At 63.6% G+C, this 24,092-nt stretch carries 26 protein-coding genes and 1 tRNA gene; 16 read left to right on the forward strand and 11 right to left on the reverse strand.

The window, feature by feature from the left end; all coding sequences use genetic code 11:
* Positions 1–111: 111 nt before the first annotated feature.
* Positions 112–1,128, reverse strand: a complete 1,017-nt coding sequence (locus BMF35_RS06760; RefSeq protein ID WP_052766110.1) for an alpha/beta hydrolase — start codon at positions 1,126–1,128, stop codon at positions 112–114.
* Positions 1,129–1,448: 320 nt separating this feature from the next.
* Between BMF35_RS06760 and BMF35_RS06765 the strand changes: the two genes are divergently transcribed.
* Complete coding sequence (locus BMF35_RS06765; RefSeq protein WP_047007431.1) at positions 1,449–2,741, forward strand: adenylosuccinate synthase; 1,293 nt, start codon at positions 1,449–1,451, stop codon at positions 2,739–2,741.
* A 69-nt stretch (positions 2,742–2,810) separates the two neighbouring features.
* Positions 2,811–3,797: a winged helix DNA-binding protein gene (locus BMF35_RS06770; protein ID WP_047007432.1), complete on the forward strand. Its 987-nt coding sequence runs from the start codon at positions 2,811–2,813 to the stop codon at positions 3,795–3,797.
* A gap of 6 nt (positions 3,798–3,803) precedes the next feature.
* Here BMF35_RS06770 and BMF35_RS06775 read toward each other — a convergent pair whose 3' ends face one another.
* Positions 3,804–4,784, reverse strand: coding sequence for an asparaginase (locus tag BMF35_RS06775; protein ID WP_047007433.1), 981 nt, complete (start codon positions 4,782–4,784; stop codon positions 3,804–3,806).
* 116 nt (positions 4,785–4,900) lie between these two features.
* Between BMF35_RS06775 and BMF35_RS06780 the strand changes: the two genes are divergently transcribed.
* Together BMF35_RS06780 and BMF35_RS06785 are read left to right on the forward strand one after the other, a co-directional pair.
* Positions 4,901–4,976 (forward strand) — tRNA-Val (locus BMF35_RS06780).
* Positions 4,977–5,114: 138 nt separating this feature from the next.
* Positions 5,115–6,362, forward strand: a complete 1,248-nt coding sequence (locus BMF35_RS06785) for an FAD-dependent oxidoreductase (RefSeq protein WP_047007434.1) — start codon at positions 5,115–5,117, stop codon at positions 6,360–6,362.
* On the opposite strand, the gene BMF35_RS06790 is transcribed toward BMF35_RS06785, so the two are convergent.
* Entirely contained in the window at positions 6,296–6,889 is a 594-nt protein-coding gene (locus BMF35_RS06790) for a TlpA family protein disulfide reductase (RefSeq protein ID WP_047007435.1), read from the reverse strand. The two genes, BMF35_RS06785 and BMF35_RS06790, sit on opposite strands and share 67 nt — an antisense overlap.
* A gap of 19 nt (positions 6,890–6,908) precedes the next feature.
* Here BMF35_RS06790 and argH point away from each other — a divergent pair, with 19 nt between their 5' ends.
* The 7 genes from argH (at position 6,909) to BMF35_RS06820 (ending at position 12,708) form a co-directional block, all read left to right on the forward strand.
* Positions 6,909–8,285, forward strand: coding sequence for an argininosuccinate lyase (argH, locus tag BMF35_RS06795; protein WP_047007436.1), 1,377 nt, complete (start codon positions 6,909–6,911; stop codon positions 8,283–8,285).
* Positions 8,282–8,536 (forward strand): hypothetical protein, encoded by a 255-nt coding sequence (locus BMF35_RS06800; RefSeq protein WP_047007437.1) that lies wholly within the window; start codon positions 8,282–8,284, stop codon positions 8,534–8,536. The genes argH and BMF35_RS06800 overlap by 4 nt, the downstream gene beginning before the upstream one ends.
* Positions 8,537–9,802 (forward strand): diaminopimelate decarboxylase, encoded by a 1,266-nt coding sequence (gene lysA, locus BMF35_RS06805; RefSeq protein ID WP_047007438.1) that lies wholly within the window; start codon positions 8,537–8,539, stop codon positions 9,800–9,802.
* On the forward strand, positions 9,802–10,590 hold the full coding sequence (locus BMF35_RS06810) for a precorrin-2 dehydrogenase/sirohydrochlorin ferrochelatase family protein (RefSeq protein WP_047007439.1): 789 nt from the start codon (positions 9,802–9,804) through the stop codon (positions 10,588–10,590). The genes lysA and BMF35_RS06810 overlap by 1 nt, the downstream gene beginning before the upstream one ends.
* 90 nt (positions 10,591–10,680) lie before the next feature.
* Complete coding sequence (locus BMF35_RS13600) at positions 10,681–10,836, forward strand: hypothetical protein (protein WP_156172174.1); 156 nt, start codon at positions 10,681–10,683, stop codon at positions 10,834–10,836.
* A gap of 16 nt (positions 10,837–10,852) precedes the next feature.
* Entirely contained in the window at positions 10,853–11,821 is a 969-nt protein-coding gene (locus BMF35_RS06815; protein WP_047007440.1) for a hypothetical protein, read from the forward strand.
* Positions 11,809–12,708 (forward strand): hypothetical protein, encoded by a 900-nt coding sequence (locus tag BMF35_RS06820; RefSeq protein ID WP_047007441.1) that lies wholly within the window; start codon positions 11,809–11,811, stop codon positions 12,706–12,708. The genes BMF35_RS06815 and BMF35_RS06820 overlap by 13 nt, the downstream gene beginning before the upstream one ends.
* Here BMF35_RS06820 and ruvX read toward each other — a convergent pair.
* The 8 genes from ruvX to pyrE are packed head-to-tail and all read right to left on the reverse strand — an operon-like array spanning position 12,705 to position 19,227.
* Positions 12,705–13,187, reverse strand: coding sequence for a Holliday junction resolvase RuvX (gene ruvX, locus BMF35_RS06825; RefSeq protein WP_047007442.1), 483 nt, complete (start codon positions 13,185–13,187; stop codon positions 12,705–12,707). The two genes, BMF35_RS06820 and ruvX, sit on opposite strands and share 4 nt — an antisense overlap.
* Complete coding sequence (locus tag BMF35_RS06830) at positions 13,169–14,347, reverse strand: DUF3089 domain-containing protein (RefSeq protein WP_236781488.1); 1,179 nt, start codon at positions 14,345–14,347, stop codon at positions 13,169–13,171. Before BMF35_RS06830 ends, ruvX begins: the two co-directional genes overlap by 19 nt.
* A 34-nt stretch (positions 14,348–14,381) precedes the next feature.
* Positions 14,382–15,533, reverse strand: a complete 1,152-nt coding sequence (locus BMF35_RS06835) for an AI-2E family transporter (RefSeq protein WP_064971419.1) — start codon at positions 15,531–15,533, stop codon at positions 14,382–14,384.
* A complete protein-coding gene (lepB, locus tag BMF35_RS06840) occupies positions 15,530–16,393 on the reverse strand; it encodes a signal peptidase I (protein WP_082115715.1) in 864 nt (287 codons plus the stop codon). The genes BMF35_RS06835 and lepB overlap by 4 nt, the downstream gene beginning before the upstream one ends.
* A complete protein-coding gene (acpS, locus tag BMF35_RS06845; RefSeq protein ID WP_047007445.1) occupies positions 16,390–16,803 on the reverse strand; it encodes a holo-ACP synthase in 414 nt (137 codons plus the stop codon). The genes lepB and acpS overlap by 4 nt, the downstream gene beginning before the upstream one ends.
* Positions 16,800–17,540: a pyridoxine 5'-phosphate synthase gene (locus BMF35_RS06850; RefSeq protein ID WP_047007446.1), complete on the reverse strand. Its 741-nt coding sequence runs from the start codon at positions 17,538–17,540 to the stop codon at positions 16,800–16,802. Before BMF35_RS06850 ends, acpS begins: the two co-directional genes overlap by 4 nt.
* Positions 17,537–18,649 carry a serine hydrolase domain-containing protein gene (locus BMF35_RS06855; protein ID WP_052766111.1) on the reverse strand — a complete coding sequence of 371 codons (1,113 nt, stop codon included), beginning with the start codon at positions 18,647–18,649 and terminating at the stop codon, positions 17,537–17,539. The genes BMF35_RS06850 and BMF35_RS06855 overlap by 4 nt, the downstream gene beginning before the upstream one ends.
* Positions 18,646–19,227: an orotate phosphoribosyltransferase gene (pyrE, locus tag BMF35_RS06860; protein ID WP_047007447.1), complete on the reverse strand. Its 582-nt coding sequence runs from the start codon at positions 19,225–19,227 to the stop codon at positions 18,646–18,648. Before pyrE ends, BMF35_RS06855 begins: the two co-directional genes overlap by 4 nt.
* A gap of 167 nt (positions 19,228–19,394) precedes the next feature.
* On the opposite strand from pyrE, the gene coxB reads away from it, so the two are divergent.
* From coxB to BMF35_RS06880, 5 genes are all read left to right on the forward strand, one after another.
* Positions 19,395–20,561 carry a cytochrome c oxidase subunit II gene (gene coxB / locus BMF35_RS06865; protein ID WP_236781489.1) on the forward strand — a complete coding sequence of 389 codons (1,167 nt, stop codon included), beginning with the start codon at positions 19,395–19,397 and terminating at the stop codon, positions 20,559–20,561.
* A gap of 37 nt (positions 20,562–20,598) precedes the next feature.
* On the forward strand, positions 20,599–22,332 hold the full coding sequence (gene ctaD / locus BMF35_RS06870) for a cytochrome c oxidase subunit I (protein WP_047007448.1): 1,734 nt from the start codon (positions 20,599–20,601) through the stop codon (positions 22,330–22,332).
* Between the two features lie 89 nt (positions 22,333–22,421).
* Positions 22,422–23,330 (forward strand): heme o synthase, encoded by a 909-nt coding sequence (locus BMF35_RS06875; RefSeq protein WP_047007449.1) that lies wholly within the window; start codon positions 22,422–22,424, stop codon positions 23,328–23,330.
* Positions 23,327–23,452, forward strand: coding sequence for a hypothetical protein (locus BMF35_RS13945; protein ID WP_047007450.1), 126 nt, complete (start codon positions 23,327–23,329; stop codon positions 23,450–23,452). Before BMF35_RS06875 ends, BMF35_RS13945 begins: the two co-directional genes overlap by 4 nt.
* Positions 23,452–24,033 (forward strand): cytochrome c oxidase assembly protein, encoded by a 582-nt coding sequence (locus tag BMF35_RS06880; protein ID WP_047007451.1) that lies wholly within the window; start codon positions 23,452–23,454, stop codon positions 24,031–24,033. Before BMF35_RS13945 ends, BMF35_RS06880 begins: the two co-directional genes overlap by 1 nt.
* Positions 24,034–24,092 lie beyond the last annotated feature (59 nt).

Below are 24,092 nucleotides of genomic sequence, written 5' to 3' on the forward strand. Positions count from 1 at the left end.
CGCCACGATCCATGCGATCCCTATCCCTAAGGCCGCGTTAAAACGGCCTATGAACGGGTGTTAAACCTGTGCGGCAGAGCGTGCGGCTTTTCCGATTTCGGGGCCGCATGCTTACTCGAAGAGAGCGCTGAGGAAGGCATCGATGGATGCCGTGGTGGCATCGCCGGGCGTGCCGATATTGCGGTTCATCCCGCCATGATCGGTGCCTGCGATGGGGACCACTTCCACGCTCGCTCCTGCCGCCTGCAGAGCATCTCCCAGCGCGCGGGCCTGCTGGGTCGTTTCAGCGCGCCCATCCACATGAAGGATCAGCCATTGCGGCGCATCGGGGCCGCCGACATGGGTGACGGGCGAAAGGCGCGTTTGCTGTGCGGCATCCTCGCTGAAAGCATTGCGATAGGCATAGAGCGTAGGGCCTGACGCGGCGCTCATGCGCAGTGGCACGTCGTAGCCGCCGCCATCCAGCAGCACGACACCGGAAATGGCTGCCATGTCCTCGCCCGCATATGCGGGATCGGTGGCGACCAGCGCCGCCAGATGCGCACCGGCGCTATGGCCCATCAGCACGATGCGATCCGGATCGAAGCCAAGCCGCGGCGCATCGGCCCGTATGGCAGAAAGGGCAGCGGCAAGGTCGCTCGCCTGTTCCTCCACGCTGACATCGGGCAGTACGCGGTATCCGGCTGAGGCAAAGGCATAGCCTTGCCCCGCAAAATGCGACGGCTTGGTCTGCACGTGGCTGCGCTCACCAAAGCTCCAGGCCCCGCCATGCACGAACAGCACCAGCGGCGGTGCTTCGGCAGCGACCGGCCCGGTGTAGAAATCGACCGCCTGCCTTGCATGATCGCCATAAGCCAGGCTGGCGAGCGGCGCGTTTTCCCGCGATGCGGCATCCCGGCGCTCACCGCCGCCGCGATTGCCCATCCGCTCACGCAATTCGGCCCGGCATGTGCTGGACAGTTCGCGCCAGTTCTCGCGCAGGCAGGCGCGCATGGCCGACCGGTCCGTCCCGCATAATTCGCGCAGTTCTACGCGGCAATCGCGCGACAGGCGCTGCTGCGCCATGGACGGCAGGGCGATGCCGAGCAGGGCAAGCAGGGCGATCATTGCGGTAATGGTTTTGCGCATCGGGGTTCTCCTGTTGCCAACCTGCCAAGCGAGAGAGCGCGCGGCCAGCGGTAATATGTCGCAAAATGTCGCTTTCGGGGTGTCAGGCTTTCCTACAGGCGGGCGGAACGGCAGGGATTGCCGCTCCAGATGGTTTGGAGGCGCCTGTGAATTTCTCCCGCAAAGTGTCAATTTCGCAAAATCGGGCGCAAAGCTCCGGCCAGCGCGGGATTGCGCCCGAATTGCGGGGCCGCCACCGTGTCAACTTTGTCAAGCCGATTGCCCTTGATAGCCCGCTCTTCTACGGCGCGGCGGGCTACTAGCTGAAAAGGATTCGTGCAGTGCCGAACGTCACCGTGATCGGCGCCCAGTGGGGCGATGAAGGCAAGGGCAAGATCGTCGACTGGCTGGCGACCCGCGCCGATGCCGTCGTGCGCTTCCAGGGCGGGCACAATGCCGGCCACACGCTGGTGGTCGATGGCACGACCTACAAGCTCAGCCTGCTGCCCAGCGGTATCGTCACCGGCACGCTCAGCCTCATTGGCAATGGCGTGGTGCTGGACCCGTGGGCCTTGCGTGACGAGATCGCGCGGCTGGAAGGGCAGGGCGTGTCCATTACGCCCGACAATTTCGGCATTGCCGACAATTGCCCGCTCATCCTGCCGCTGCATGGCGAGCTGGACGGGCTGCGCGAGGCCGCGGCGGGCAAGGGCAAGATCGGCACCACCAAGCGCGGTATCGGCCCTGCTTACGAAGATAAGGTGGGCCGCCGCGCCATCCGTGTGTGCGACCTCTCGCATCTCGACGAGCTTGAGCCGCTGCTCGACCGTCTGTGCGCGCATCACGATGCGCTCCGTGCCGGCTTCGGGGAAGCGGCTGTGGACCGCGCTGCCCTGCTGGCGCAGCTGAAGGACATCGCGCCTTTCGTCACCCAGTTCGCCCAGCCCATCTGGAAACGGCTGCGCGACGTGCGGGCCGATGGCGCGCGCATCCTTTTCGAAGGCGCGCAGGGCGTGCTGCTGGATGTGGACCACGGCACCTATCCCTTCGTCACCAGCTCCAATACCGTATCGGGCAGCGTGGCATCGGGCAGCGGCCTTGGCCCGGGCGCGGCGGGCTTCGTGCTCGGCATCGTCAAGGCCTATACCACCCGCGTGGGCAGCGGCCCTTTCCCCACCGAATTGGACGACGAGATCGGCCAGCGCTTGGGCGAGCGCGGCCACGAGTTCGGCACCGTCACCGCGCGCAAGCGGCGTTGCGGCTGGTTCGATGCGGCACTGGTGCGCCAGAGCTGCGCCATTTCCGGCGTGACCGGCATCGCGCTCACCAAGCTGGACGTGCTGGACGGGTTCGAGACGATCAAGATCTGCACGGGCTACAAGCTGGGCGATCGCATGCTCGACTACCTCCCTTCCAGCGCCGTGGAGCAGGCCGCTCTGGAACCGGTCTACGAGGAAATGGAAGGCTGGAGCGAAAGCACCGAAGGTGCGCGCACCTGGGCCGAACTGCCCGCGCAGGCGATCAAGTATATCCGCCGCATCGAGGAGCTGATCGAGTGCCCGGTGGCCAGTGTCTCTACCAGTCCCGAACGGGACGACACTATCCTGGTGCGTAATCCGTTTGCGGAGATTTGATCCGCTGTTTCTTGACATGATCCGCATTTGTTCTCATCCTGTTCCCATCGAATCAGGAAGGACAAATGCGTGGCGGATATCGACTTTGCGTATGAGGTAGCGGCGGATTCGGCAGGCTTTCCGATGGCCGTGTCGATCTTCGCCGATGATGACGATGTGCGCGATGCCATGCGCGAAGATGTGTCGGCCGCCGGATTTACGCTGCGCGAGGCACGCGGGCTTTCGGCGCTCGGCGATGGTGGTCCGCAGGCGTTGGGCGAACTGGTGCTGCTCGATTGTCCGGTGCCCGATGCCGCAGCTTTGGCGGGCTTGATGCGCATGGACACGCGCGTCGCGCGGTCCGGCGCGCGGATGATCGTGGCGACCTCTGCTGCAGGGCTGGAAGATGTGTTCGGCGCCTGTGTGGAAAGCCGTCCGCAAATCCTTGTCGATCCGCTTCGGGCGGAGCGGGTGATCGCCATCGGGCGGATGCTGGCCGAACAGCCCAAGCTGCGTCTGCGCGAATTGTCGGAGACGGACAGGCTGGCTTTGCTGCGCCTGACCGAACAGGTCGGCAAAATTGCCGAGCGGCTCGACGGGCTTGATCGCAATGGCTGGGGGCAGGACAACGGGGCGGGGCCAGAGAGCCGCAGCGCCTTCCGCTTCGAAAGCCCGGTGGACGGCTACAATGCCAGACAGGCAGAGCCGCTGCGCCGCTCGAAAACGCCGCTGCCCAGCGCACGGCTGGTGCGCAAGATCATCGCCGCACGAAAGGCGCGCGCCCGCTTCGTCGATCCGAATTTGTTCGCCGATCCGGCATGGGACATGCTGCTGGACCTGACAGCCGCGCGGGTGGAGCATCAGCGCGTCTCAGTGACTTCACTCTGCATCGCTTCCGGCGTCCCGCCGACCACGGCGCTGCGCTGGATCGGGCAGATGGTGGATGCCGGATTGTTCGAACGCGTCGATGATGAGCTAGACCGCCGCCGCGCCTTCATCCGCCTGACAGACAAAGCCGCCGACGCCATGGCGCGCTATTTCGCTGAAGTCGGGCAGGACGCAGTGGCATTCGCCTGAGCGGGTTCAGCGGCGGTTGAAAGCTTCTTGCACGTGTTCAGGGTCCGTGGTGCCGCTGGCGATCAGCAGCTGCAGCAATATGCGCGCTTTCGCCGGGCCAAGTGCGCGAGCGGCGACGAAGCCGTTGGCATCGTCCTCCGGTTCGCGGTCTACCAGTCCTTCGTCCACCCGCGAGGCGCGCACGACCACAACGCCGCTTCTCGCCGCGTCGGCCAGCGCCTCTCGCACGCAGTCCGGCGCATTCCCGGAACCGACACCCGCGAGAACGATGCCTTTCGCACCGCCATCCAATGCGCGGGTGATATCGCCCGCCTCCTGTCCGGCATAGCCATGCACGATCGGCACGTAGGGAAAGTTCGCCGGAAAGGCGAAGCGCGCTTTCTCGCCGGTGCGCCAGGCGGGTTGCAACCAGTCGAGCGACGCCGGATTGGCCAGCGCCACCGCGCCGCGGGGGAAGCCCACGAACGCGCCCGACCCCGTCGTCTGCGCCTTGCGCGCATCGCGCGCCGCCAGCACCTGGTCTCCCATCACAAGCAAGACACCGCGCCCGCCCGCATCCTTATCTGCCACTGCGTTCACTGCGTTCGCGAAATTGCGCAGTCCGTCCGCCCCTACCGCATCGGCCGGTCGCATCGCGCCGACCAGCACGACGGGCTTGGTGGTCGGCAGCGTCAGGTCGAGCAGGAAGGCGGTTTCTTCCGCCGTGTCGGTGCCGTGCGTGATGATGATGCCGTCGACCGCCGGATCATCCATCGCTCGCGTGATCTGCGTGTGCAGCTCGCGCCAGATGTCCGGCCCGATATTGGCCGAGTCGATATTCGCCACCTGCCGCCCGGTCAGCCGCGCGGGCAGGCCGAGTTCCGCGAAATCGGCAAGGAAATCGGCAATGTCGATCTGGCCCGGGCGATAGTCGCGCCGCGTCGCCGAGCCTGCCTGTCCGGCAATGGTCCCGCCGGTCGCCAGCACGAGGATGGATGCATCGTTCATGGCGCCCGCCTCTACATCGGGCCGCGCATATTGCCCAGCGATACAAAACACCCTTTCCCCGCCGCCGGCTTTGCGTTAGAGGGCGCGCTCTCGCACAGGGCGGCAAGACCTGAGCAGGGCGATTAGCTCAGTTGGTAGAGCATCTCGTTTACACCGAGAGGGTCGGCAGTTCGAGCCTGTCATCGCCCACCAGTTTTGACTAGAGAATTTCATCCGGGGGATGAAATTCCGTTGAAACTCCCGAGCGCAAGCGAACGGCAATACGCCAATTTCTGCAAAACCGGCGTCGGCAGCTAGCGCGATCGTCACGCAGCTATTAGCCCCTTCGCCATGAAGCCGCTCGACATCGCCATTACCGGTTGCGGCATTGCCGGCCTTGCGAGCGCCATCCTGCTGCGGCGGCAGAGGCACACCGTCACGCTGTACGAGCGCTTCGCCGAGCCCAAGCCGATTGGCTCCGGCCTGATGATCCAGCCGACCGGCTTGGCCGTCCTGCAATCCATGGGTCTCGCGCAGGAAGCGGCGGAAAGAGGCGCGCCCGTCGATGCGCTGTTGGGGCTCAATACCGAAGGCGAACCGGTGCTCGAGGCATCGTATGGTGACCTCGGCATGCCGGAGGCCGTCGGTCTTGGTATCCACCGCTCCAACCTTTTCGGCATCCTCTACAAATCTGCGCGAGAAGCGGGCGCGACCATCCAGACCGGGCGCGATGTGCAAGATACTGACATTGCAGGCGATGGCCGCATCCTGCATTTCGCCAATGGCAGCGCATCGCGCCCGCACGATCTCGTCATCGACGCCGCCGGTCTCGGCTCCATGCTGGTCCCGAAGCCCGCCGCGCACCTGCCGTTTGGCGCGCTGTGGGCGACGGTGGATTGGCCGGGCGAGCCGTTCCAGCCGCGCATCTTGGAGCAGCGCTATGCGCGGGCCGACCAGATGGTGGGCGTGTTGGCGACAGGGCAAGGCAAGGCGGCTTTTTTCTGGTCGCTGCGGGCAGACGAATACGATGCGTGGCAGGCCGCGCCGCTCGACCTGTGGAAAGCGCAGGTCTGCGCGCTCTGGCCGGAATGCGAGGCTATCACCGCGCAGCTCCACACCCACGACCAGTTGACTTTCGCGCGCTATGCCCATCGTACCACCCGCGCGCCGGTGGGCGAGAGGATCGCGCATATCGGTGATGCGTGGCACGCGGCCAGCCCGCAATTGGGGCAGGGCGCGAACATGGCCCTGCTGGATGCTTATGCACTCGCCAAAGCGATCGAGAGTTCCGACACAATTGCTGCGGCGCTCGGCCAGTTGCTCGAGCTGCGGCAGAGCCATGTGAAGCTTTATCAGGCCTTGACCTGGGGCTTTACGCCGCCCTTCCAGTCGTCGTCGATATGGCCGGCGCTGTTCCGCGACCTCTTCATGGCGCCGGGATCGCGCATCGGACCTTTCCCGCGCCTGAAAGCGATCACCCTTTCCGGGCTACTGGGTGCGCCGCTGGAGACGCTCGGCCTTGACGTGCCGGACTATCCGTCGCTGGCGGCCAGCGCTTCCAATACCTGGGCGCGCGCTTCCTCGCTGGCCCAGTCATAGGCGCCGATCACGCGCCAGATCTCGCGGCCCTCGGCATCGTAGAGCACGGTCAGCGGTAATACCGGGCCACCGCCGAATGCGAAAGCGAGGTCGTTCTCCGGATCGAGCCATTGCGGCAGGTTGGGCAGGTCGTTCTCCTCGAAGAATGGCTGTACCACTTCGGCGCCGCGCATGTCTTCGCTGACCGTCACGACGCGTACCTGGCCTTCCAGTTCGGCGGCAAGTTCGTCCAGCAAGGGCATTTCGACGACGCAGGGCGCGCACCATGTCGCCCAGACATTGAGCAGCATGGGTTCGCCCACCTCATGCAGAGCCAAGGTGTCGCCATCGGGGTCGGTCACCGTCACCTCGGGCACGCTTTCGCCGGTAAAGGCGTCGTCCATTACGCCGGTCAACGCCGTGGTTTGGCTATGCGGCTCGACAGCGACGGTTTCTTGCACCTCCTCGTCTGCCTCTCTATCGCAGCCACCCAATGGCAAGGCCGCCAGCGCGGCGCAGCAGGCAAGGATGAGACGGGCTTTGGCCAAGGATAACTCCTCCAATCAGATGTGGGGCGGCAGGTTTGCAGATGGCCCCTCTGCCATAATGCGCGAGATCAATGCGAGTATCCCGTTCGACAAGGCTTTGTGGCGACAGGACATCGCTGCAAGCAAGGCCCATGTCGCGATGCTGGCGGCTTGCGATATCGTTTCCGATGGCGATGCCGAAGCGATTATCGGCGGGCTCGACACGATTGCGAGCGAATACGAGGCCGATGGCGTTCCCGAAGATTGGGACCTTGAAGACATCCACATGACGACCGAATCGCGGTTGGCGGAACTGATCGGCCCAGCCGCAGGGCGACTGCACACGGCGCGCAGCCGCAACGACCAAGTTGCAACCGATTTCCGCTTGTGGGTACGCGATGCCATCGATCAGGCGGTGGCCGCGGTGGAAGCATTGCAGCGCGCCCTGGTGACGCGCGCGGACGAGCATGCGGACAGCATCATGCCAGGCTTCACGCATTTGCAGACCGCGCAGCCGGTGACGCTGGGCCATCACCTGATGGCCTATTACGAGATGGCGCAGCGCGACATTTCGCGCTTTGCGGATGCGCGGCATCGCCTCAACCAGTGTCCGCTCGGCAGCGCCGCGCTGGCGGGCACGGGCTTTCCCATCGACCGCGAGATGACCACGCAGGCGCTGGGCTTCGATGCGCCGACCGCCAACAGCCTCGATGCCGTATCCGACCGCGATTTCGCGCTCGATTACTTGCAGGCCGCCGCGCAGTGCAGCCTGCACCTGTCGCGTCTGGCGGAGGAATTCGTGATCTGGGCAAGCCAGCCTTTCGGCTTCGTTCGCATGCCCGATGCGCTCAGCACTGGCAGCTCGATCATGCCGCAGAAGAAGAACCCCGATGCCGCCGAACTGGTGCGCGGTCACGCGGGGCGGATTATCGGCTGCCTCACCAGCCTGATGGTGACGATGAAGGGCCTGCCGCTCGCCTATTCGAAGGACATGCAGGACGACAAGCCGCCCGTGTTCGAAGCGGCTGGCCTGCTCGGCCTCTCCATCGCCGCGATGACCGGCATGGTGGAAGGCGCTGCCTTCAATACAGGCCGGATGCGGCAAGCGGCAGAGCTGGGCTATGCCACCGCGACCGACCTTGCCGACTGGCTGGTGCGCGAGGCGGACATTCCTTTCCGCGAAGCGCACCACATTACAGGCGCGGCAGTGAAACTTGCCGAGAGCAAGGGCGTGGCCTTGGAAGCGCTCTCGCTGGAGGAACTGCAAGCGATCGACACGCGTATCGACGAGCGGGTGTATGGCGCGCTTTCGGTGGAAGCGTCGGTTGCCGCGCGGGCCAGCCATGGCGGCACCGCGCCTGCCGAAGTCCGCAAACGGGTGGCCGAAGCGCGCGAGAGACTGGGGATGGATATATGAAGAAGGCGACCTGTCTGACGTTATCGGCTTTGCTGATTGCAGGCTGCGCGCAGAAGGCTGCGCTGGAGCCTGCGCCGGGCGAAACCCTGCCGCCGCCGCCTTATGGTGCGACCCAGCCGCTTGATGCCGACCAATTGCTGGAGCTCGATCCGCAGGCCGCCCCGGAACGCAGCATCGAATTGCGCCGCGAGAGCGAGGAACGGGAGGACGATCCCTTCGATCTCCCGCCCGAAGACCCGGACGACAACTGAGTGGACCATTTCCAGCTGAGGAACGGCGAGCTCTACGCCGAGGATGTGCCGCTGGCGCGGATTGCTGACGAGGTCGGCACGCCGGTCTATGTCTATTCGCGCGCCACGTTCGAGCGGCATGCGCGCGTATTCGTAGAAGCGCTTTCGGGATTGCCGAAGAAGCCGCATATCGCTTTTGCCGTGAAGGCCAATCCGAACCTCGCCGTGCTCAGCCTGCTGAGTCGCGAGGGGCTGGGCGCCGATGTCGTCTCCGGCGGGGAAATGGCGCGCGCGCTGGCGGCCGGGATGCCTGCGACGGACATCGTATTTTCCGGGGTCGGCAAGACACACCGCGAACTGGCCGACGCGCTCGATGCCGGGATCGGACAATTCAACATCGAAAGCGGCGAGGAAGGCCGCGAACTGGCGGAGATCGCCGCGGCGCGCGGCGTGGTTGCCGATTGCGCCTTGCGGGTGAATCCAGATGTCGACGCAGGCACGCATGACAAGATTTCTACCGGCAAGGCGGACAACAAATTCGGCGTGCCCATCGGCCACGCGCCGCAGCTGTTCGCCAAACTCTCGCAATTGCCGGGGCTGAACCTGCGCGGTCTCGCCGTGCATATCGGTAGCCAATTATCAGAGCTGACTCCGCTCGAAACCGCTTTCACCAAGCTGGGCGACATGCTCGCAACGCTACGCGAGGCGGGGCATGCCATTACCCATATGGACCTCGGCGGCGGGCTGGGCGTGCCGTACCGAGCAGGCGAGCAACTGCCCTCTCCATTCGAATATGGCGAGATGGTGAAGCGGGTGACCGCAGGCTGGGATGTAACGCTGATGTTCGAGCCGGGCCGCGTGATCGCGGGCAATGCCGGCGTGCTGCTGACCCGTGTTATCCGGGTGAAGCGGGGCCTGAAGCATCCTTTCGTCATCGTCGATGCGGCGATGAACGACCTTGCTAGGCCAGCTCTTTACGGGGCGTATCATGACTTTGCCGCCGTCGCGCCCTCAGGTGAGCGCATGCTCGCCAATATCGTGGGACCGATCTGCGAGACGGGGGATACTTTCGCTACCGACCGCGAAACCGATGCTCTGGTAGCGGGCGACCTCGCCATCTTCCGCACCGCGGGCGCCTACGGTGCGACCATGGCCAGCAGCTACAATTCGCGCGGCTTCGTGGCCGAGGTTATGGTCGACGGATCGCAATTCGCCACCGTCGCCGACCGCATCCCGCCCGGCGACATCGCCGATGCCGAGCGGGTGCCGGACTTCCTGAAAGCCTGATGCGCTCGCTGCCGCTTTTCCATCGGATCGCCGGGCAGCCGGTGATCGTTCTGGGCGAAGGCGAAATGGCGGAACCGAAGCGCCGCCTGATCGAACGGGCGGGCGGCCGCGTCGTCTCGGTTATGCAGGCCGGGATCGACGAAGGCGCGCGCCTCGCTTTCGTCGCGCATGACGATGAGAAAATGTGCGAAGGCGATGCCATCCGCCTGCGCTGCGCTGGCCTGCTGGTGAATGTCGTTGACAGGCCGGACCTCTGCGATTTCACGACGCCCAGCCTGCTGGAGCGCGACCCGGTACTGATCGCTGTCAGCACGAGCGGCGCTTCTGCCGGGCTGGCCAAGCAATTGCGCCTTCGGCTGGAGAAGCTCTTGCCCGCCAATCTCGGCGAGCTTGCAGAGAAGCTTTCCGCGATGCGCGGAGCGATCAAGGCGCGTTTTCCCAGCATGCCGGTACGCCGACGCGCGCTGGACGATGCGCTCGGCGAGGGCGGTTACCTCGATGTCCTCGCTGAGGGCAGCGCCGATCGGGTCCAGATATGGCTTGAGAATGCCGAGACGCCGGGTGCCGAGGCGGTGCACCGCTTTACGATTAGCAGCGATGATCCCGAAGACCTCACGCTAAGGCAGGCCCGTCTGCTGGGCAGCGCCGATGCCGTCATCGCCGATCCGGCCATTCCCGCCACAATCCTCGACCGCGCACGTGCCGACGCCGAGCGCCTGATCCTGCCGCATGATGGCGATTTGCCAAGCGGTCTGGTCATCATTCTCGAACGGGGTGAGTTCCCCTGATTACAAGCATTTAACTGTAGCGAGGCCGTACTCGCAGGCAGTCTTCATCGCACGGGCCGACACGGGGTCGGGCCTGTCAGGAGACTGTCAATGAAACTACCCAAGATCGATCTTTCGAACCTGCCGGATCTCGGCACGCTGACCGGCATGTTCGGCTCGCCCACCGGCACGCCCGGCCATGACGACACGATCATCGTGATTGCCACCATCGTCTATGAGAGTGGCTCGCCCACTCCGGGCCTTTAGGGGTCGGTCCAAAGCGATGCAGGTCCATCCCGACATCGCCGCGTTGCGGAGCGATCGCGCTCCGCAACGCGAGGCCCAGACGCTGATCCTCGCCGCCCGCAATGCCTGGGCGGCCGAGGAAGGAGCGTCGGAGTTGCTGGCCGAGCTTGAGGCTTATGGCGAGGGCGCGCCGCTGGAAGCGTGCCCTGTTCTGGAGGCGGTATTCACAGGGCAGGGCGAGGCAGAGCGGCTGATGCATGCGCTGGTGAAGCACTATTGCAAGGCTATCGCCGAAAATCCGCTTGGCCATCCACCCTTCCGCATCGGCTTCAATGGGGTGTCGACATCGATCCTGCTCGGGCGTTCCGGCCGGGCGCAAATGATGCTGCAGGCGCGCGAGCCGGGCACCTTCGACAACCCCAGCTATATCCTGCCCGATGCGACGCGCCTCGATGCCGTGCTCGCAGGAGAAGCGCAGGGTCGTATCGTTCGCCGCGTCGTTCGCGGCGAGACTGCCTGCCGTTTCGACGAAGAAGTGGTCGCCTTGCGAGCGGGAGGGCGCTATGCGTTCGACCTATCGAGCGAAAGCCTGATGATTGACGTCGTGGACACCCGCTTTGTTGTGCTGCGGCTGATGCGCACGGCGGAGAACCCTGCCCCAGCACGCGAATATTGCGCAGAGACGGGCGCGTTCCTGCATCAATGTGCCGGAAACATCGCGACCAGCAGGCTGGAAGCTCTCATCGCCACGCTCGGAAGAATGGGCCGCGAAGATGCCGCGCCCGCCATCGCTGCCATCGCGCTCGACGAAGGCGATAGCTCGCTGCGCTGGCAGGCTGTGCGCGAGGCGCTGTCGCTCGACAGTAAAACCGGTTTCGCCGCGCTTGCCGAAATCGCCGCACGCGCTGGCGACCCCTTGGCCGCCAATGCCGGCGCCCTGCGCGCGCAACTTTGTGAAACCTATCCGCAATTTGCCCAATGGGAGGCCCGACAATGCCCCGCATAATCGACTGTCATGACGACGCCAGCTGCGCGCTCGGGGATGTGCTGGATGCGCTATCCGCCGAAGGCTTCCGACCGTTCGAGGAAGAAAGCCTGCAACATGCGGCGGGCTGGCTGCGTCGGCTGAACAACAATCGCACCTTCCTCGCCGACATGATGCTGGAAGAATTGAAGCAGGGCGTGAAAGCGGCGGAGGATGCGAGCAGCTATGGCCCGCAAGTCATGATGCTGTGCCCGCTGGGGCAGGAGTTTTTCATGCGCGCCAATTTCTGGCCCGGTCGGCAGGATCACATGTTCCGCGCCAGCGGGAAGGGCACTTTCAGCTATGAGCTTCCGCACGATCACAATTTCGATTTCCTGACCGTCGGCTATTTCGGGCCGGGTTATGAAAGTGATTACTACGAATATGACTACGAGGCGGTGGCGGGCGCGATCGGTGAGAAAGCGGGTTTGCGTTTCGTAGAGCGCAGCACTCTCTCGCCGGGCAAGCTGATGCATTACCGCGCGCATCGCGATGTGCATTCGCAGTTGCCGCCCGAAAGCCTCTCGATTTCGATCAACATCATGCATGCAGGCGGCGCGCAGGGGTGGCTGGATCAATACTGCTTCGATGTCGAAAAGGACGAGATATCGAGCGTCGTCAGCCCCGGTGGCAGCGAGGTGTTCCTGCGCGTGGCTGTCGGCCTTGAGCATGTCGAAGCACTGGACCTCGCAGAAAACTTCGCTGCAAATCACAAGTCGGACAGGATGCGGCTGGTGGCGCTGGAAGCGCAGGCGGGCCTGCTGAACGTTGCCGGACGCGACGATCTGTGGCGAAACGCAGAAAATTCGGGCAGCAGGCTGATTGCGCTGGAAGCGTCGCGTCGGCGGCGCGAGTTGAGCCTAGCCTAAAGGATGCCGCCAGCCAGCCGGTCGATCGCGCCTTGCAGGATGACTGCGGCGGCATGGCTGTCGATCCGCTCGGCGCGCTTGCCGCGGCTCATGTCCTGCGCGATCATGTCGCGCTCTGCGCTCGCGGTGGACCAGCGTTCGTCCCACAGCAGGAGGGGGAGGCCCAGCACCGACAGGTTGCGCGCAAAGGCGCGGCTGGCCTGCGCGCGCGGCCCGGCGCTGCCATCCATGTTCAGCGGCAGGCCGATGACGATGCCGGCGACGCCACGCTCTCGGCAGATCGCCTCCAGCGCCGCCTTATCTCGTCCGAACTTGCCTTTGGGCAGCGTCTTGCCTGCGGTCGCAAAACTCCATCGCGCATCGCACAGGGCCGTGCCGATGGTCTTGGTGCCAAGATCCAGCCCCAGCAGCACACCGCCATCCGGCAATGCATCGCGAAAGGAAGCCGCGTCCTCGGTAATCAGGACGTCTGCTGCCATGACCGCATTCGCGTGACGACATCCTGCTGCAAATTCTTCCAGAACAGCGGGATGTCGACGAGGTGGTAATTGTTACCGGGAAAACGCTGATTGCCCATTTCCGGCGGATCGCCGATCAACAACAGGCCCTGTTCGTTGCAGCGCGCAGGAACCGCGCCCGGCAATAGCTCGCCGGTCGAGAAATCCTCTTCCGGCACCAGCGTGCCGAGGTTCTCGCTCATTGGAGCTTCGCCGTTCAGCGTGCCAGTGATCGGGTTGACGCACAGGATCGGGCTATCGCCTCGTGGCTGGCCGTTGAAGCCCGGCGTGCTGGAATAGCGTCGGAAAAACAGGCCCGGATCGGCAGGCTCTGCAAAACTGGCCCAGCTGACGATGCACCCAGACTGGCTTGCGCTGGCACAGGCCGGCAGGCGCAATTCGGGCAGGTCGTTTTCCAGCGAGATCGGCCAGCCGATGGGGTAGGCCATCGCAATGCGGCCCTCGAGCGCGGGGTCGCCGCCACGCTCCTGCAGCAGGCGTGTGATGTGATAGGCGCCCTGGCTGTGCCCGGCGAGCACGATAGGCCTGTCTGCCGGGACCGAATCAAGGAAGAAATCGAAGGCCTGTTCGACATCGCGATAGGCCGCGTCGATGGCGCTAGTGGCTTCGGGCGCATCGGTCAGAAAAGCGCCGAACGTCGCCTGCCGGTAGCGTGGCACCCAGATCTCGCTCGCCTGGTTGAAAGCGCTGGCGAGCCCGCGCACCATGATGCGCGCGCGGTTCTGCGATTCCGCTTCGTCTATGGTTGCATTCCATGCGCTACGGTTGAAGTAGCTGGTGGGGTGGACGAAAAAGACGGCGAAAGACGGCACTTCTTCGCGCGCTTCGCTTACGTCAGGGGCGCTCGCGTCCGACTGCACTACTTCTCCATTGGGCGTTGCCGACGCGGTGGGCTCCTCAGGCGGGGCAGCAGGGTTCGTTGCATCGCCTTCAGCGAATTGCGGCTCCCAGCGCGCCGGATCGTTGGCCGCGCCCTTGCCGGGGCGGCTGAACCACATATCCGGATCCTGGTAGGCGTTCAGCTCCAGCGGGTCCTGCTCGACGAATTCGGTGTCGGGCACCATCGCCACTTCGGTCAGCTCGTCACCCCACACGCGCAAGGCGAACAGGCCGGCCGCCACGATGACGATGAGAACGGTAATCGTATAAAGGAACTTACGCAGGGTCGGTCTCCCGAGAGGTGTCGTTCAAAGAATGGGCGGACGGTGCATTGGCTGCCGCCGCATCGATTTCCGCTGCATCTTCCTCGTCCTTCTCCTTCGCCCGCTGTTCCAGGATCACCTTGATCATGGCGAGAAGCGGATCGGCGAGGAACAGGCCGAGTATGCCAAACAATATGCCCATGATCAGCTGCATCGCCAACACCAGCGCGGGTGCGAGATCGACCGTCTTCTTGGCAATCATCGGGATGACTAAATAGCCATCGATGTTCTGGACGAGGAAATAAACGAAGATGGTATAGATGCCCATCTGCGCGCCGCCGGAAAAGCCCACCAGCACCATCAGAACGCCGGAAATCACAGCACCGATATTGGGCACGAAGGCAAGCAAGCCGGTAAGTATGGCGAGCAGCGCGGCCATCGGAATGGTATCGCCGGTCACCAGTCCGTATCCGATCAGCATGACATAGGTGAATATGCCTTCCACGACCATGCCGACGATACGGCCGAACATCAGGCGGCGCATGGTGTAGCCCATGCGGCTGGCCGTATCGTAAAACCCGTCGCGGCGGCCCTTTGGCAGCATCCAGGCCACACCGCGCTCGTACAGGCGCGGTTCGGCGACCACATAAATCCCGATGATGACGATCAGGGCCAGCGTGGCGAGCCCGCCGAGCAGGCCGCCGAGCGCGCGCGTGATGGAACCCATGCCGCTGACGGCCTGGCTGGCCATCGACTGCACCGAATCGATGCTGATCTGGAAGCCCTGCTCACGCAGCCACGCGAAGAGCTGGCGCGTCTGGTTCTCCACGATCGACGGGAATTCCGCAGCTTGCTGCGAAATCTGCGAGCCGGCAAAAATGGAAAGCCATCCGATAAAGCCGATACCTGCCGCGATCACGATGCCGATCCGCCAGCCGCGCCCTATGGGCAACACGCGGCTTAGCAGACGCGAGCCGCCATCGATGATCGAGGCGAAGACCATCGCGCCGAAAATCACCAGCAGGCTGTGCGAGATATAGACCGCGAGCATCACCAAGCCGACGATTACCGTCCAGACCAGCGCCTTCCACGCCTCGAAGCGCAGCTCCGGCGTGGAGATGCGCGTCGGGCTTGCACCCATGTTCTCGAGGTCCGGATGGCTCACTGCTCGGTCTCTCCCCTGATCTCCGGACGCAGGCTGCGCCATGCGCGGTCTCCGCGCAAGGCCTGCCACCATGTCAGCGGGTTCAAGCTGGCCTGTCCGTCGACGGAGAAGGTAATGAATTCGGCGCGCCCACCGACATCTTCGAGCGGCACCGGTCCGCCAAGCCCATCGGAAGACAGAGGCGCGCGGCTGTCTGCCGAATGGTCGCGATTGTCACCCATCAGGAAGACATGACCATCGGGCACGGTCACTTCTGCCATCTGGTCGAGCCGCGTTTTTTCATGGTCGATAATGAGATAGCTTGCCCCGTTCGGTAACGTTTCGCGGAAAGTGGGCGGTTCATACACGTCGCTGCCGTCTTCCAGCGTCACGCGATAGGGTTCGAACACGGCGAGGCATTCGCGAAAGCCGCACAGATTGTCGTTCTCGGCGGGCAAGCGCACCGGCGGCTCGAACTCGCGCGGCACGGGCTCGCCGTTGAGGATGATGCGCCCATCCACCAGCGCGATGGTATCGCCGGGCAGGGCGACGACGCGCTTGATGTAATCTTCCGCGCGGTTCGGCGGCACCACGATAACGATGTCGCCATATTCGGGCGTGCCGGGCGCAACGCGCCAATCGTCGCGCGGCAGCACATGGAAGCTGGCCGACACCCAGCTCCAGCCATAGGGATATTTGCTCACGATCAGGCGGTCGCCCACCATCATGTTCGGCGCCATGCTGATGGAAGGGATGTAGAACGGCTTGGCGATGAAGGTGTGAAAGGCAAGCACGGCCAGCAGCATGAGCGCAAGTCCGCGTGCCTCGGCCCACCAGTTGATGTTCGTGTCGGCCTTTTCCCCGGCCTTGTCTTGGCTCATCGCATGTCGGCTTTCGGCAGCGCTTCGAGGATGACGAAGGCCTGCGCCCATGGATGATCGTCGGTGAGGGTGAGGTGAACGGTGACTTCGTATCCTTCCGGCGTCAGCGCTGCCAATCGCTCGGCCGCGCCGCCGGTCAGCGCAAGCGTCGGTGCGCCGCTGGGGGCGTTCACCACGCCGATATCCTTCATGAATACACCGCGCTTGAAGCCCGTGCCGACAGCCTTGGAGAACGCCTCCTTGGCCGCGAACCGCTTGGCATAGGTACCCGCCTGCGTATGCGGGCGCCGCGCTGCCTTGGCGTTCTCCACATCGGTGAAGACGCGATTGCGGAAACGGTCGCCGTAGCGATCCAGCGAATTCTGGATTCGCTCGATGTTACAGAGGTCGGAACCAAGGCCGATGATCACCGCGCGTCGTCCATCAACTCACGCATTTTCAGCACGGCTGGCTCCAGCCCGGTGAACACCGCTTCGCCGATCAGGTAATGGCCGATATTCAGTTCAGCCAGTTGCGGGATGGCGGCGATGGGCTGGACATTTTCGTAGGTGAGGCCGTGGCCTGCATGCGGCTCGATGCCGTTCTTCGCTGCCAGCGCCGCCATATCGGCGATGCGCTTCAATTCGCTCGACACGCGCTCGCTGTCGCCATCGAGATGGGCGTGCGCGTATTCACCGGTATGGAATTCCACGACGGGCGCGTTCAGCCGTAGCGCGGCGTCGAGCTGCCGTTCGCTCGCTTCGATGAAGAGCGACACACGAATGCCGGCATCCTGTAATTTGCCGACAATCGGCGCGATGGTGTTGTGCAGGCCCGCCGCATCCAGCCCGCCTTCGGTCGTGCGCTCCTCTCGCTTTTCGGGCACGATGCAGGCAGCATGCGGCTTATGCGCGAGCGCGATGTCGAGCATTTCATCGGTCGCCGCCATTTCCAGGTTGAGCGGCAGGTCGGTCGCTTCCTGGATGCGGCGCAGATCCTCATCGCGGATATGGCGGCGGTCCTCTCGCAGGTGGGCAGTGATGCCATCACCGCCACAACGCGCCACGATCTCGGCAGCGCGCACTGGATCGGGGTGGTCGCCGCCGCGCGCATTGCGGATGGTGGCGACGTGATCGATATTTACACCGAGGCGGAGCTGGTGGGTCATGCGCGCGCTCCGCAAACTGCTGCGGACAATACCGAATGGCTCATCCCGCCGGTGTCCCACGGCTCACCAAAAGAGAAATCCGCATCATGGACGACCATGGCAAGCGCGATGTCGCGTTCCGGAACGATGAAATTGCGCACTTCGTAAGCCCCTATGTCGCCGCGACGTTCGACGATCCGCGTGGGGGTATCGCAGCCATCCAGCGGAAGCTCGTACACCCACTGGCCCAACGCCATATACCCCATTTGCGGATCGCTATCCCACATTAGCTCGCGGCTTTCACCGGACAGCAGGCGACCGTCGAGCAGCGCGCGGTCGAAAGCGATCATGTCGTGAAGCGAACCCAGGAGTGCGCCAGAAGCACCGAAGCGGGAGATGTCGATGGGGAAATCGGGCGCGTAATGCCGCACGCCGCGCGGGCGCCGCGCAGGCAATTGCATTTGCGGAAGTCCCGCTTCGCGGAAACGTGCGTTCACGAGCCCTGCAAGGGGTTGACCGGTCACCGCCTCCAGCAGCGCGCCCAGAACGATGTAATCGCAATTATTGTACGTCCATCCCTCCGCCACCGCTTCACCGCGATCGGCCAGACACCAATCCACGCCGTGGTCTCCGGTGGAGTAGAAATCGGGGATGCCGTTGGCGTCATCGGGTGTATCGTCCGGATTGCGCAAGCCGGACTGGTGCCGCAGCAACTGCCGGACGGTCGGCGAACCGGCATCGGGAGAGGCAGGAAAAGGTAGATAGGACACCGCCAGTGCATCAAGCGCAACCCTGCCGCGCTCCACTTCCTGCATGACCAGCGTGGCGATCACCTGCTTGGTGACCGAAGCCCATGGCCAAATGTTGCCTTGGGCGTGGCCGTCACCGCAACTCTCGGCAGTGCGAAGCCAGTAATTCATGCCCTCGCGATAGAGCATGGCCTCGCCGGGAAAGTCCTCACCAAGGGCTGCGATCGCTTCGGACATGAAAGGCGGCGGTTCATCGACCCGCTCCTCGTCGCCGAGCACATGCACAGGATTGATCGCACAGGCCTGCGCTGGCGTTGCCGCGCCAAACGCGCCGGACAACACGGCGAGAAGCGCGCAGACCGCGGCCGAGCCTTTTGTCATGCGGCGCGGCTTCCGGGCTTTGTGATTGGAATGGCGGCCAGTTCGCTGGGCACATCGTTCTCCGCATAGGTCGGGAAGTCGATGTCGATCAGCGGGAAGAAGGGCACGCCCAGATCGACCGAGCCGCTGCTGCGGTCGACCAGCGATACTTCGGCCAGCACTTTGCCACCCTCGCGCACTACGGCGGCGATAGCTTCGCGGCTGGAAAGCCCGGTCGTCACGACATCTTCCACCATCAGCACTTTCGCACCCGGTTCCAGCGCGAAACCGCGGCGCAGGTGGAATTCGCCCTCGGGTCGTTCGAGGAACATGGCATCGAGCGAAAGCGCGCGGCCCATTTCATGCCCGATGATGATGCCGCCCATGGCCGGCGACACTACGGCATCGAGCGAATCGCGAATGTCGGCAGGCAGTTTTGCTGCCAGCGCCTCTGCCAATCGGGCGGCGCGATGCGGGTTCATCAGCACGCGCGCGCATTGTAGATAGTGCCCGGAATGGCGACCGGAGGACAGTTTGAAATGGCCTTCCAGCAGGGCGCCGCTGGTGCGAAATTCGTCGAGCACTTCGTCCTGTGTCATCCGGTCTGGCTAAGCCTTTCATGTCATTGCGATGCCGCGCGATTTCCATATCGGACCAAAGGCGGCATGGGCAGGCGTGAAAAAAGTCCCTAGTTGCGCTTGAGGCATGGGGCAAGCGCGCGTATAGGCGCGCCGAGGCGGCCCTGAAGCGGCCCGATGGGCACCTCATGCCCGCGAAAGAAATGGAAAGCATCGACGACATGATTTTCGGCGCATTCGCCCGCAAGAAGTTCAACACCCTGGTCCTCGCCGCGATTGCGGCATTGGGCTTGGCGGTGCAGCCTGCCAGCGCGCAGGATTTCCGCGACAATCTTTCCGATGTCGAGACGAACCCGGCCGCGCAGGATGCTGCCGCAGCCGTGGGCGAAGATACCAGCCTGACTGCTGAAGAGACCGTAACTGACACATCCGGCTTCGACTATTACGGCCCCGAAATGATCCTGGGAGAGCCGACCGCGTCGGACGAGGACATCTGGGCCTCGATGACGTTCCAGCCGCAATATACCGACAATGGCGAATACGCATTGTGGATGCACGATGCGCTGCTTCTGCCGATCATCACGGTCATCAGCCTGTTTGTACTGGGCCTGCTGCTGTGGGTGATCGCAAAATATCGCCGTAAGGCCAATCCGGTGCCTTCCAAGACCAGCCACAATACGCTGATCGAAGTGATCTGGACGGTCGTTCCGGTCATCATCCTCGTGGTGATTGCCGTGCCTTCGATCACGCTGCTGGCACGCCAGTACCAGTCGCCGCCAGAGGATGCGATCACGATCAAGGCCAATGGCTACCAGTGGTATTGGGGCTATGAATATCCCGACAATGGCGGGTTCGAAGTCATCTCCAACATGATGCCGGAAGAAGATGCCATCGCAGCCGGTCTGCCGCCGCAGCTGGCCGTGGACAACCGTATGGTCGTGCCGGTCGGCGTGCCGCTGCGTATCCAGACATTCGGCGCCGACGTGATCCACGCTTTCGGTATCCCGTCGCTGTGGTTCAAGCTCGACGCCGTGCCCGGCCGCATCAACGAAAAGATGCTGACCATCAACGAGCCTGGCATCTATTACGGCCAGTGCATGGAGCTTTGCGGTGCGCGTCACGGCTATATGCCCATCGCCATCGAGGCGCGTCCGTTGGCCGAATTCAACGAATGGGTGCAGACCCAGCCCGGCGGCATGACCCGCGCGCAGATCGAGGCGCAGGCTGCATCCGAAGCGGCTGCCGAAGATGCTGCCTCTGCCTCTGCCGAAGCAGAAGATGCTGCCGACGCAGAAGACGAGGCTGAAGGCGAAGCAGAAGCAGAGGCGGATACCGCCGAAGCCGACGCCGCCTGATTTTTACGAATACGTTTAGACTAGGGTACTGACGATCATGGCTACCACAGCTGAAGGCTTCCCGGCTCACGACGGCGACAAGACGGCGCATGGCGGACATCACCACGATGCCGACCACAAGCCAGGCTTTTTCGCCCGCTGGTTCATGTCGACGAACCACAAGGACATCGGCACGCTCTACCTGATCTTCTCGATCATTGCGGGTGTGATCGGCGGTGCCATTTCCGGCCTGATGCGTGCGGAGCTTGGCGCTCCCGGCCTGCAGGTGATGGGCGATGTCGTCAATTTCCTGGGCGGCGACGGCGCAAGCTTCGACCAGCAGGGCCATATGTGGAACGTGCTGATTACGGCGCACGGCCTTATCATGGTGTTCTTCATGGTCATGCCTGCCATGATCGGCGGTTTCGGAAACTGGTTCGTGCCGCTGATGATCGGCGCGCCGGACATGGCCTTCCCGCGCATGAACAATATCAGCTTCTGGCTGACGGTGGTGGGCTTCCTCTCGCTGTTGTTCTCGCTCTTCGTGCCCGGCGGCACGGGCTATGGCGCGGGTGTCGGCTGGACGGTCTATGCACCGCTTTCAACGACGGGCTCCGTGGGTCCGGCAGTCGATTTCGCGATCTTCTCGCTGCACCTTGCAGGTGCCGGCTCGATCCTCGGTGCGACCAACTTCATTACCACCATCTTCAACATGCGTGCCCCCGGCATGACGCTGCACAAGATGCCGTTGTTCGTATGGTCGGTGTTGGTGACCGCCTTCCTGCTGCTGCTGGCTCTGCCGGTGCTGGCCGCGGCCATCACCATGCTGTTGACGGACCGCAATTTCGGCACGACCTTCTTCAACCCCGATGGCGGTGGTGACCCGGTTCTCTACCAGCACCTGTTCTGGTTCTTCGGCCACCCCGAAGTGTACATCATGATCCTGCCGGGCTTCGGCATGATCAGCCAGATCGTCGCGACCTTCAGCCGCAAGCCGGTGTTCGGCTATCTCGGCATGGCCTATGCCATGGTCGCGATCGGTGTTGTCGGCTTTATCGTGTGGGCGCACCACATGTATACGGTCGGCCTCGACGTGAACACGAAGATGTATTTCACTGCCGCGACAATGGTGATCGCCGTGCCGACGGGTATCAAGATCTTCAGCTGGATCGCCACCATGTGGGGCGGCTCCATCGAGTTCAAATCCCCGATGGTTTGGGCCATGGGCTTCATCTTCCTGTTCACCGTCGGCGGCGTGACCGGCGTGGTGCTCGCCAATGGCGGCATCGACGACAACCTCCACGACACCTATTACGTGGTGGCGCACTTCCACTACGTGCTGTCGATGGGTGCAGTCTTCTCGATGTTCGCGGGCTGGTATTACTGGTTCCCCAAAATGTCCGGCCGCTGGCACTCGGAATTCCTAAGCCACCTGCATTTCTGGACGTTCTTCGTGGGCGTGAACATCATCTTCTTCCCGATGCACTTCCTCGGCCTGCAGGGCATGCCGCGCCGCTATCCCGATTTCACACCGGCGTATGCTTACTGGAATGAGATCGCGACCTTCGGCTACGCCATCATGGCAGGCTCGATGCTGATCTTCTTCGCGAACATCATCTACGCCTTTACCGTGGGCAAGCGTGCAGCCGCCAACTACTGGGGCGAGGGCGCGACGACGCTGGAATGGAGCCTTTCCAGCCCGCCGCCGTTCCACCAGTTCGAAACGCTGCCGGTGATCGAAGAACACCACACGCCGGACGATCACATCAGCGACAAGCCTGCGACTGCATAAGCAGCGCGGCTCTCGCCTGACAAAAACCGGGAGGGGGCGCGCCAGAAATGGCGTCGCCCCCTTCGTCAAACAGGAAACCGTAACCGCCCGTGTCCACCGCTGCCCCCACCACCACCCCATTGCCCGCCGAGTGGCGCGATTTCTTCGCGCTGACGAAGCCGCGGGTGATGAGCCTTGTGGTCTTCACGGGGCTTGCCGGATTGCTGGCGGCTCCCGGTAGCATCCATCCGGTGCTCGGCTTCACCGCCGTGCTGTGTATCGCGATGGGCGCAGGCGGCGCGGCGGCGCTCAACCAGTGGTGGGAAGCCGATCTCGACGCGAAGATGAAGCGCACCCACCAGCGCCCGCTGCCCGCAGGGCGGATGGATCGCGGCGATGCGCGCGATTTCGGGCTGGTACTGTCGGGCTTTTCGGTGATGATCATGGGGCTCGCCATTCACTGGCTTGCCGCGATTATCCTGGCGATCAGCATTGTCTATTACGCCGTCATCTACACTATGTGGCTCAAGCCGCGCACGCCGCAGAACATCGTCATCGGCGGCGGGGCAGGGGCCTTTCCGCCGCTGATTGGCTGGATCGCCGTCACCGGCGAAATCACGCTGATGCCGGTGCTGCTGTTCGCGATCATCTTTATCTGGACGCCGCCGCATTTCTGGGCGCTCGCCCTGTTCGTGAAGACCGATTACGCCGAGGCCGGCATTCCGATGATGCCGGTGGTCGCGGGCGAGAAGTCCACGCGCCGACAAGTGTTGGCCTATTCCGTCCTGCTTCTCGCCACAGCCATGGTGCCGTGGGCCATCGGTGAAACCGGCCCGATTTATGGCATCAGCGCGCTTGTCCTTTCCGCCATCTTCGTCGCGCTTTCGGTGCCGGTCGGCTTGCGCTCCAGCCAGCCCGAGGACGGCATGAAACCCGAAAAGCGGCTCTTCGCTTTTTCCATACTGTACCTTTTTGCCCTGTTCACTGCCCTTGTGATCGACCGTATGGTGCTGGCATGACCCCTGACGACCAGAAAGAAATCGAACGCCGCCGCAAGGCCCGCAATGCCGTCTTCGGCCTGCTGCTGCTTGGCTTCGTGGTGTTGCTGTATGCGATCACCATTGTGAGGATCGGCGACTGATGGCCAGCCAACCTCTCGAAGCGCAAAACCGCAAGACGATGCTGATCGCCTTCGGCATCGCGGCGGGCATGCTGGGCATGGGCTATGCTGCCGTGCCGCTTTACGATCTGTTCTGCCGCGTGACGGGCTTTGGCGGCACAACGCAGGTCGCTAGCGAAGCCGATGCAGACCTTGCCGCGCGCATGGCAGCAAGCGCGGGCGGGGCGACCTATTCCATCCGGTTCGACAGCAATACGGCGCGCGACATGCCGTGGGATTTCACGCCAGTGCAGCGGACCGATACCGTCGCCATCGGCCAGCGCGACATGGCGTTCTACATGGCGCGCAACACGTCGGACGAGCCGATCACCGGCACGGCCACTTTCAATGTGGAGCCCGAACAGGCAGGCCGCTATTTCCACAAGATCCAGTGCTTCTGCTTCATCGAGCAGACGCTGCAGCCGGGCGAAGAGATCCGCATGCCCGTGCTTTATTATGTCGATCCGGCGGCGCTGGACGATCGGAACATGCAAGGGGTGGAGCAGATCACCCTCTCCTACACCTTCCACCGCATAGACGAACCCACCGAAACAGGCCTCTAAGCCTCTGGACCAAGCGGGCGCCGGGCGTTAACAGGCCCATCAATACCAAGGATCAGGAC

It is taken from the genome of Aurantiacibacter gangjinensis (genome assembly GCF_001886695.1).
Taxonomy (GTDB): domain Bacteria; phylum Pseudomonadota; class Alphaproteobacteria; order Sphingomonadales; family Sphingomonadaceae; genus Alteraurantiacibacter; species Alteraurantiacibacter gangjinensis.

Bases quoted from the DNA above. Each gene is read 5' to 3' on its own strand.
- BMF35_RS06760 (WP_052766110.1), bottom strand. From the start codon at position 1,128: ATGCGCAAAACCATTACCGCAATGATCGCCCTGCTTGCCCTGCTCGGC.
- BMF35_RS06775 (WP_047007433.1), bottom strand. From the start codon at position 4,784: ATGAACGATGCATCCATCCTCGTGCTGGCGACCGGCGGGACCATTGCC.
- BMF35_RS06785 (WP_047007434.1), top strand. From the start codon at position 5,115: ATGAAGCCGCTCGACATCGCCATTACCGGTTGCGGCATTGCCGGCCTT.
- argH (WP_047007436.1), top strand. From the start codon at position 6,909: ATGTGGGGCGGCAGGTTTGCAGATGGCCCCTCTGCCATAATGCGCGAG.
- BMF35_RS06800 (WP_047007437.1), top strand. From the start codon at position 8,282: ATGAAGAAGGCGACCTGTCTGACGTTATCGGCTTTGCTGATTGCAGGC.
- BMF35_RS06810 (WP_047007439.1), top strand. From the start codon at position 9,802: ATGCGCTCGCTGCCGCTTTTCCATCGGATCGCCGGGCAGCCGGTGATC.
- BMF35_RS13600 (WP_156172174.1), top strand. From the start codon at position 10,681: ATGAAACTACCCAAGATCGATCTTTCGAACCTGCCGGATCTCGGCACG.
- BMF35_RS06815 (WP_047007440.1), top strand. From the start codon at position 10,853: ATGCAGGTCCATCCCGACATCGCCGCGTTGCGGAGCGATCGCGCTCCG.
- BMF35_RS06820 (WP_047007441.1), top strand. From the start codon at position 11,809: ATGCCCCGCATAATCGACTGTCATGACGACGCCAGCTGCGCGCTCGGG.
- ruvX (WP_047007442.1), bottom strand. From the start codon at position 13,187: ATGGCAGCAGACGTCCTGATTACCGAGGACGCGGCTTCCTTTCGCGAT.
- lepB (WP_082115715.1), bottom strand. From the start codon at position 16,393: ATGAGCCAAGACAAGGCCGGGGAAAAGGCCGACACGAACATCAACTGG.
- BMF35_RS06850 (WP_047007446.1), bottom strand. From the start codon at position 17,540: ATGACCCACCAGCTCCGCCTCGGTGTAAATATCGATCACGTCGCCACC.
- BMF35_RS06855 (WP_052766111.1), bottom strand. From the start codon at position 18,649: ATGACAAAAGGCTCGGCCGCGGTCTGCGCGCTTCTCGCCGTGTTGTCC.
- pyrE (WP_047007447.1), bottom strand. From the start codon at position 19,227: ATGACACAGGACGAAGTGCTCGACGAATTTCGCACCAGCGGCGCCCTG.
- coxB (WP_236781489.1), top strand. From the start codon at position 19,395: ATGCCCGCGAAAGAAATGGAAAGCATCGACGACATGATTTTCGGCGCA.
- ctaD (WP_047007448.1), top strand. From the start codon at position 20,599: ATGGCTACCACAGCTGAAGGCTTCCCGGCTCACGACGGCGACAAGACG.
- BMF35_RS13945 (WP_047007450.1), top strand. From the start codon at position 23,327: ATGACCCCTGACGACCAGAAAGAAATCGAACGCCGCCGCAAGGCCCGC.
- BMF35_RS06880 (WP_047007451.1), top strand. From the start codon at position 23,452: ATGGCCAGCCAACCTCTCGAAGCGCAAAACCGCAAGACGATGCTGATC.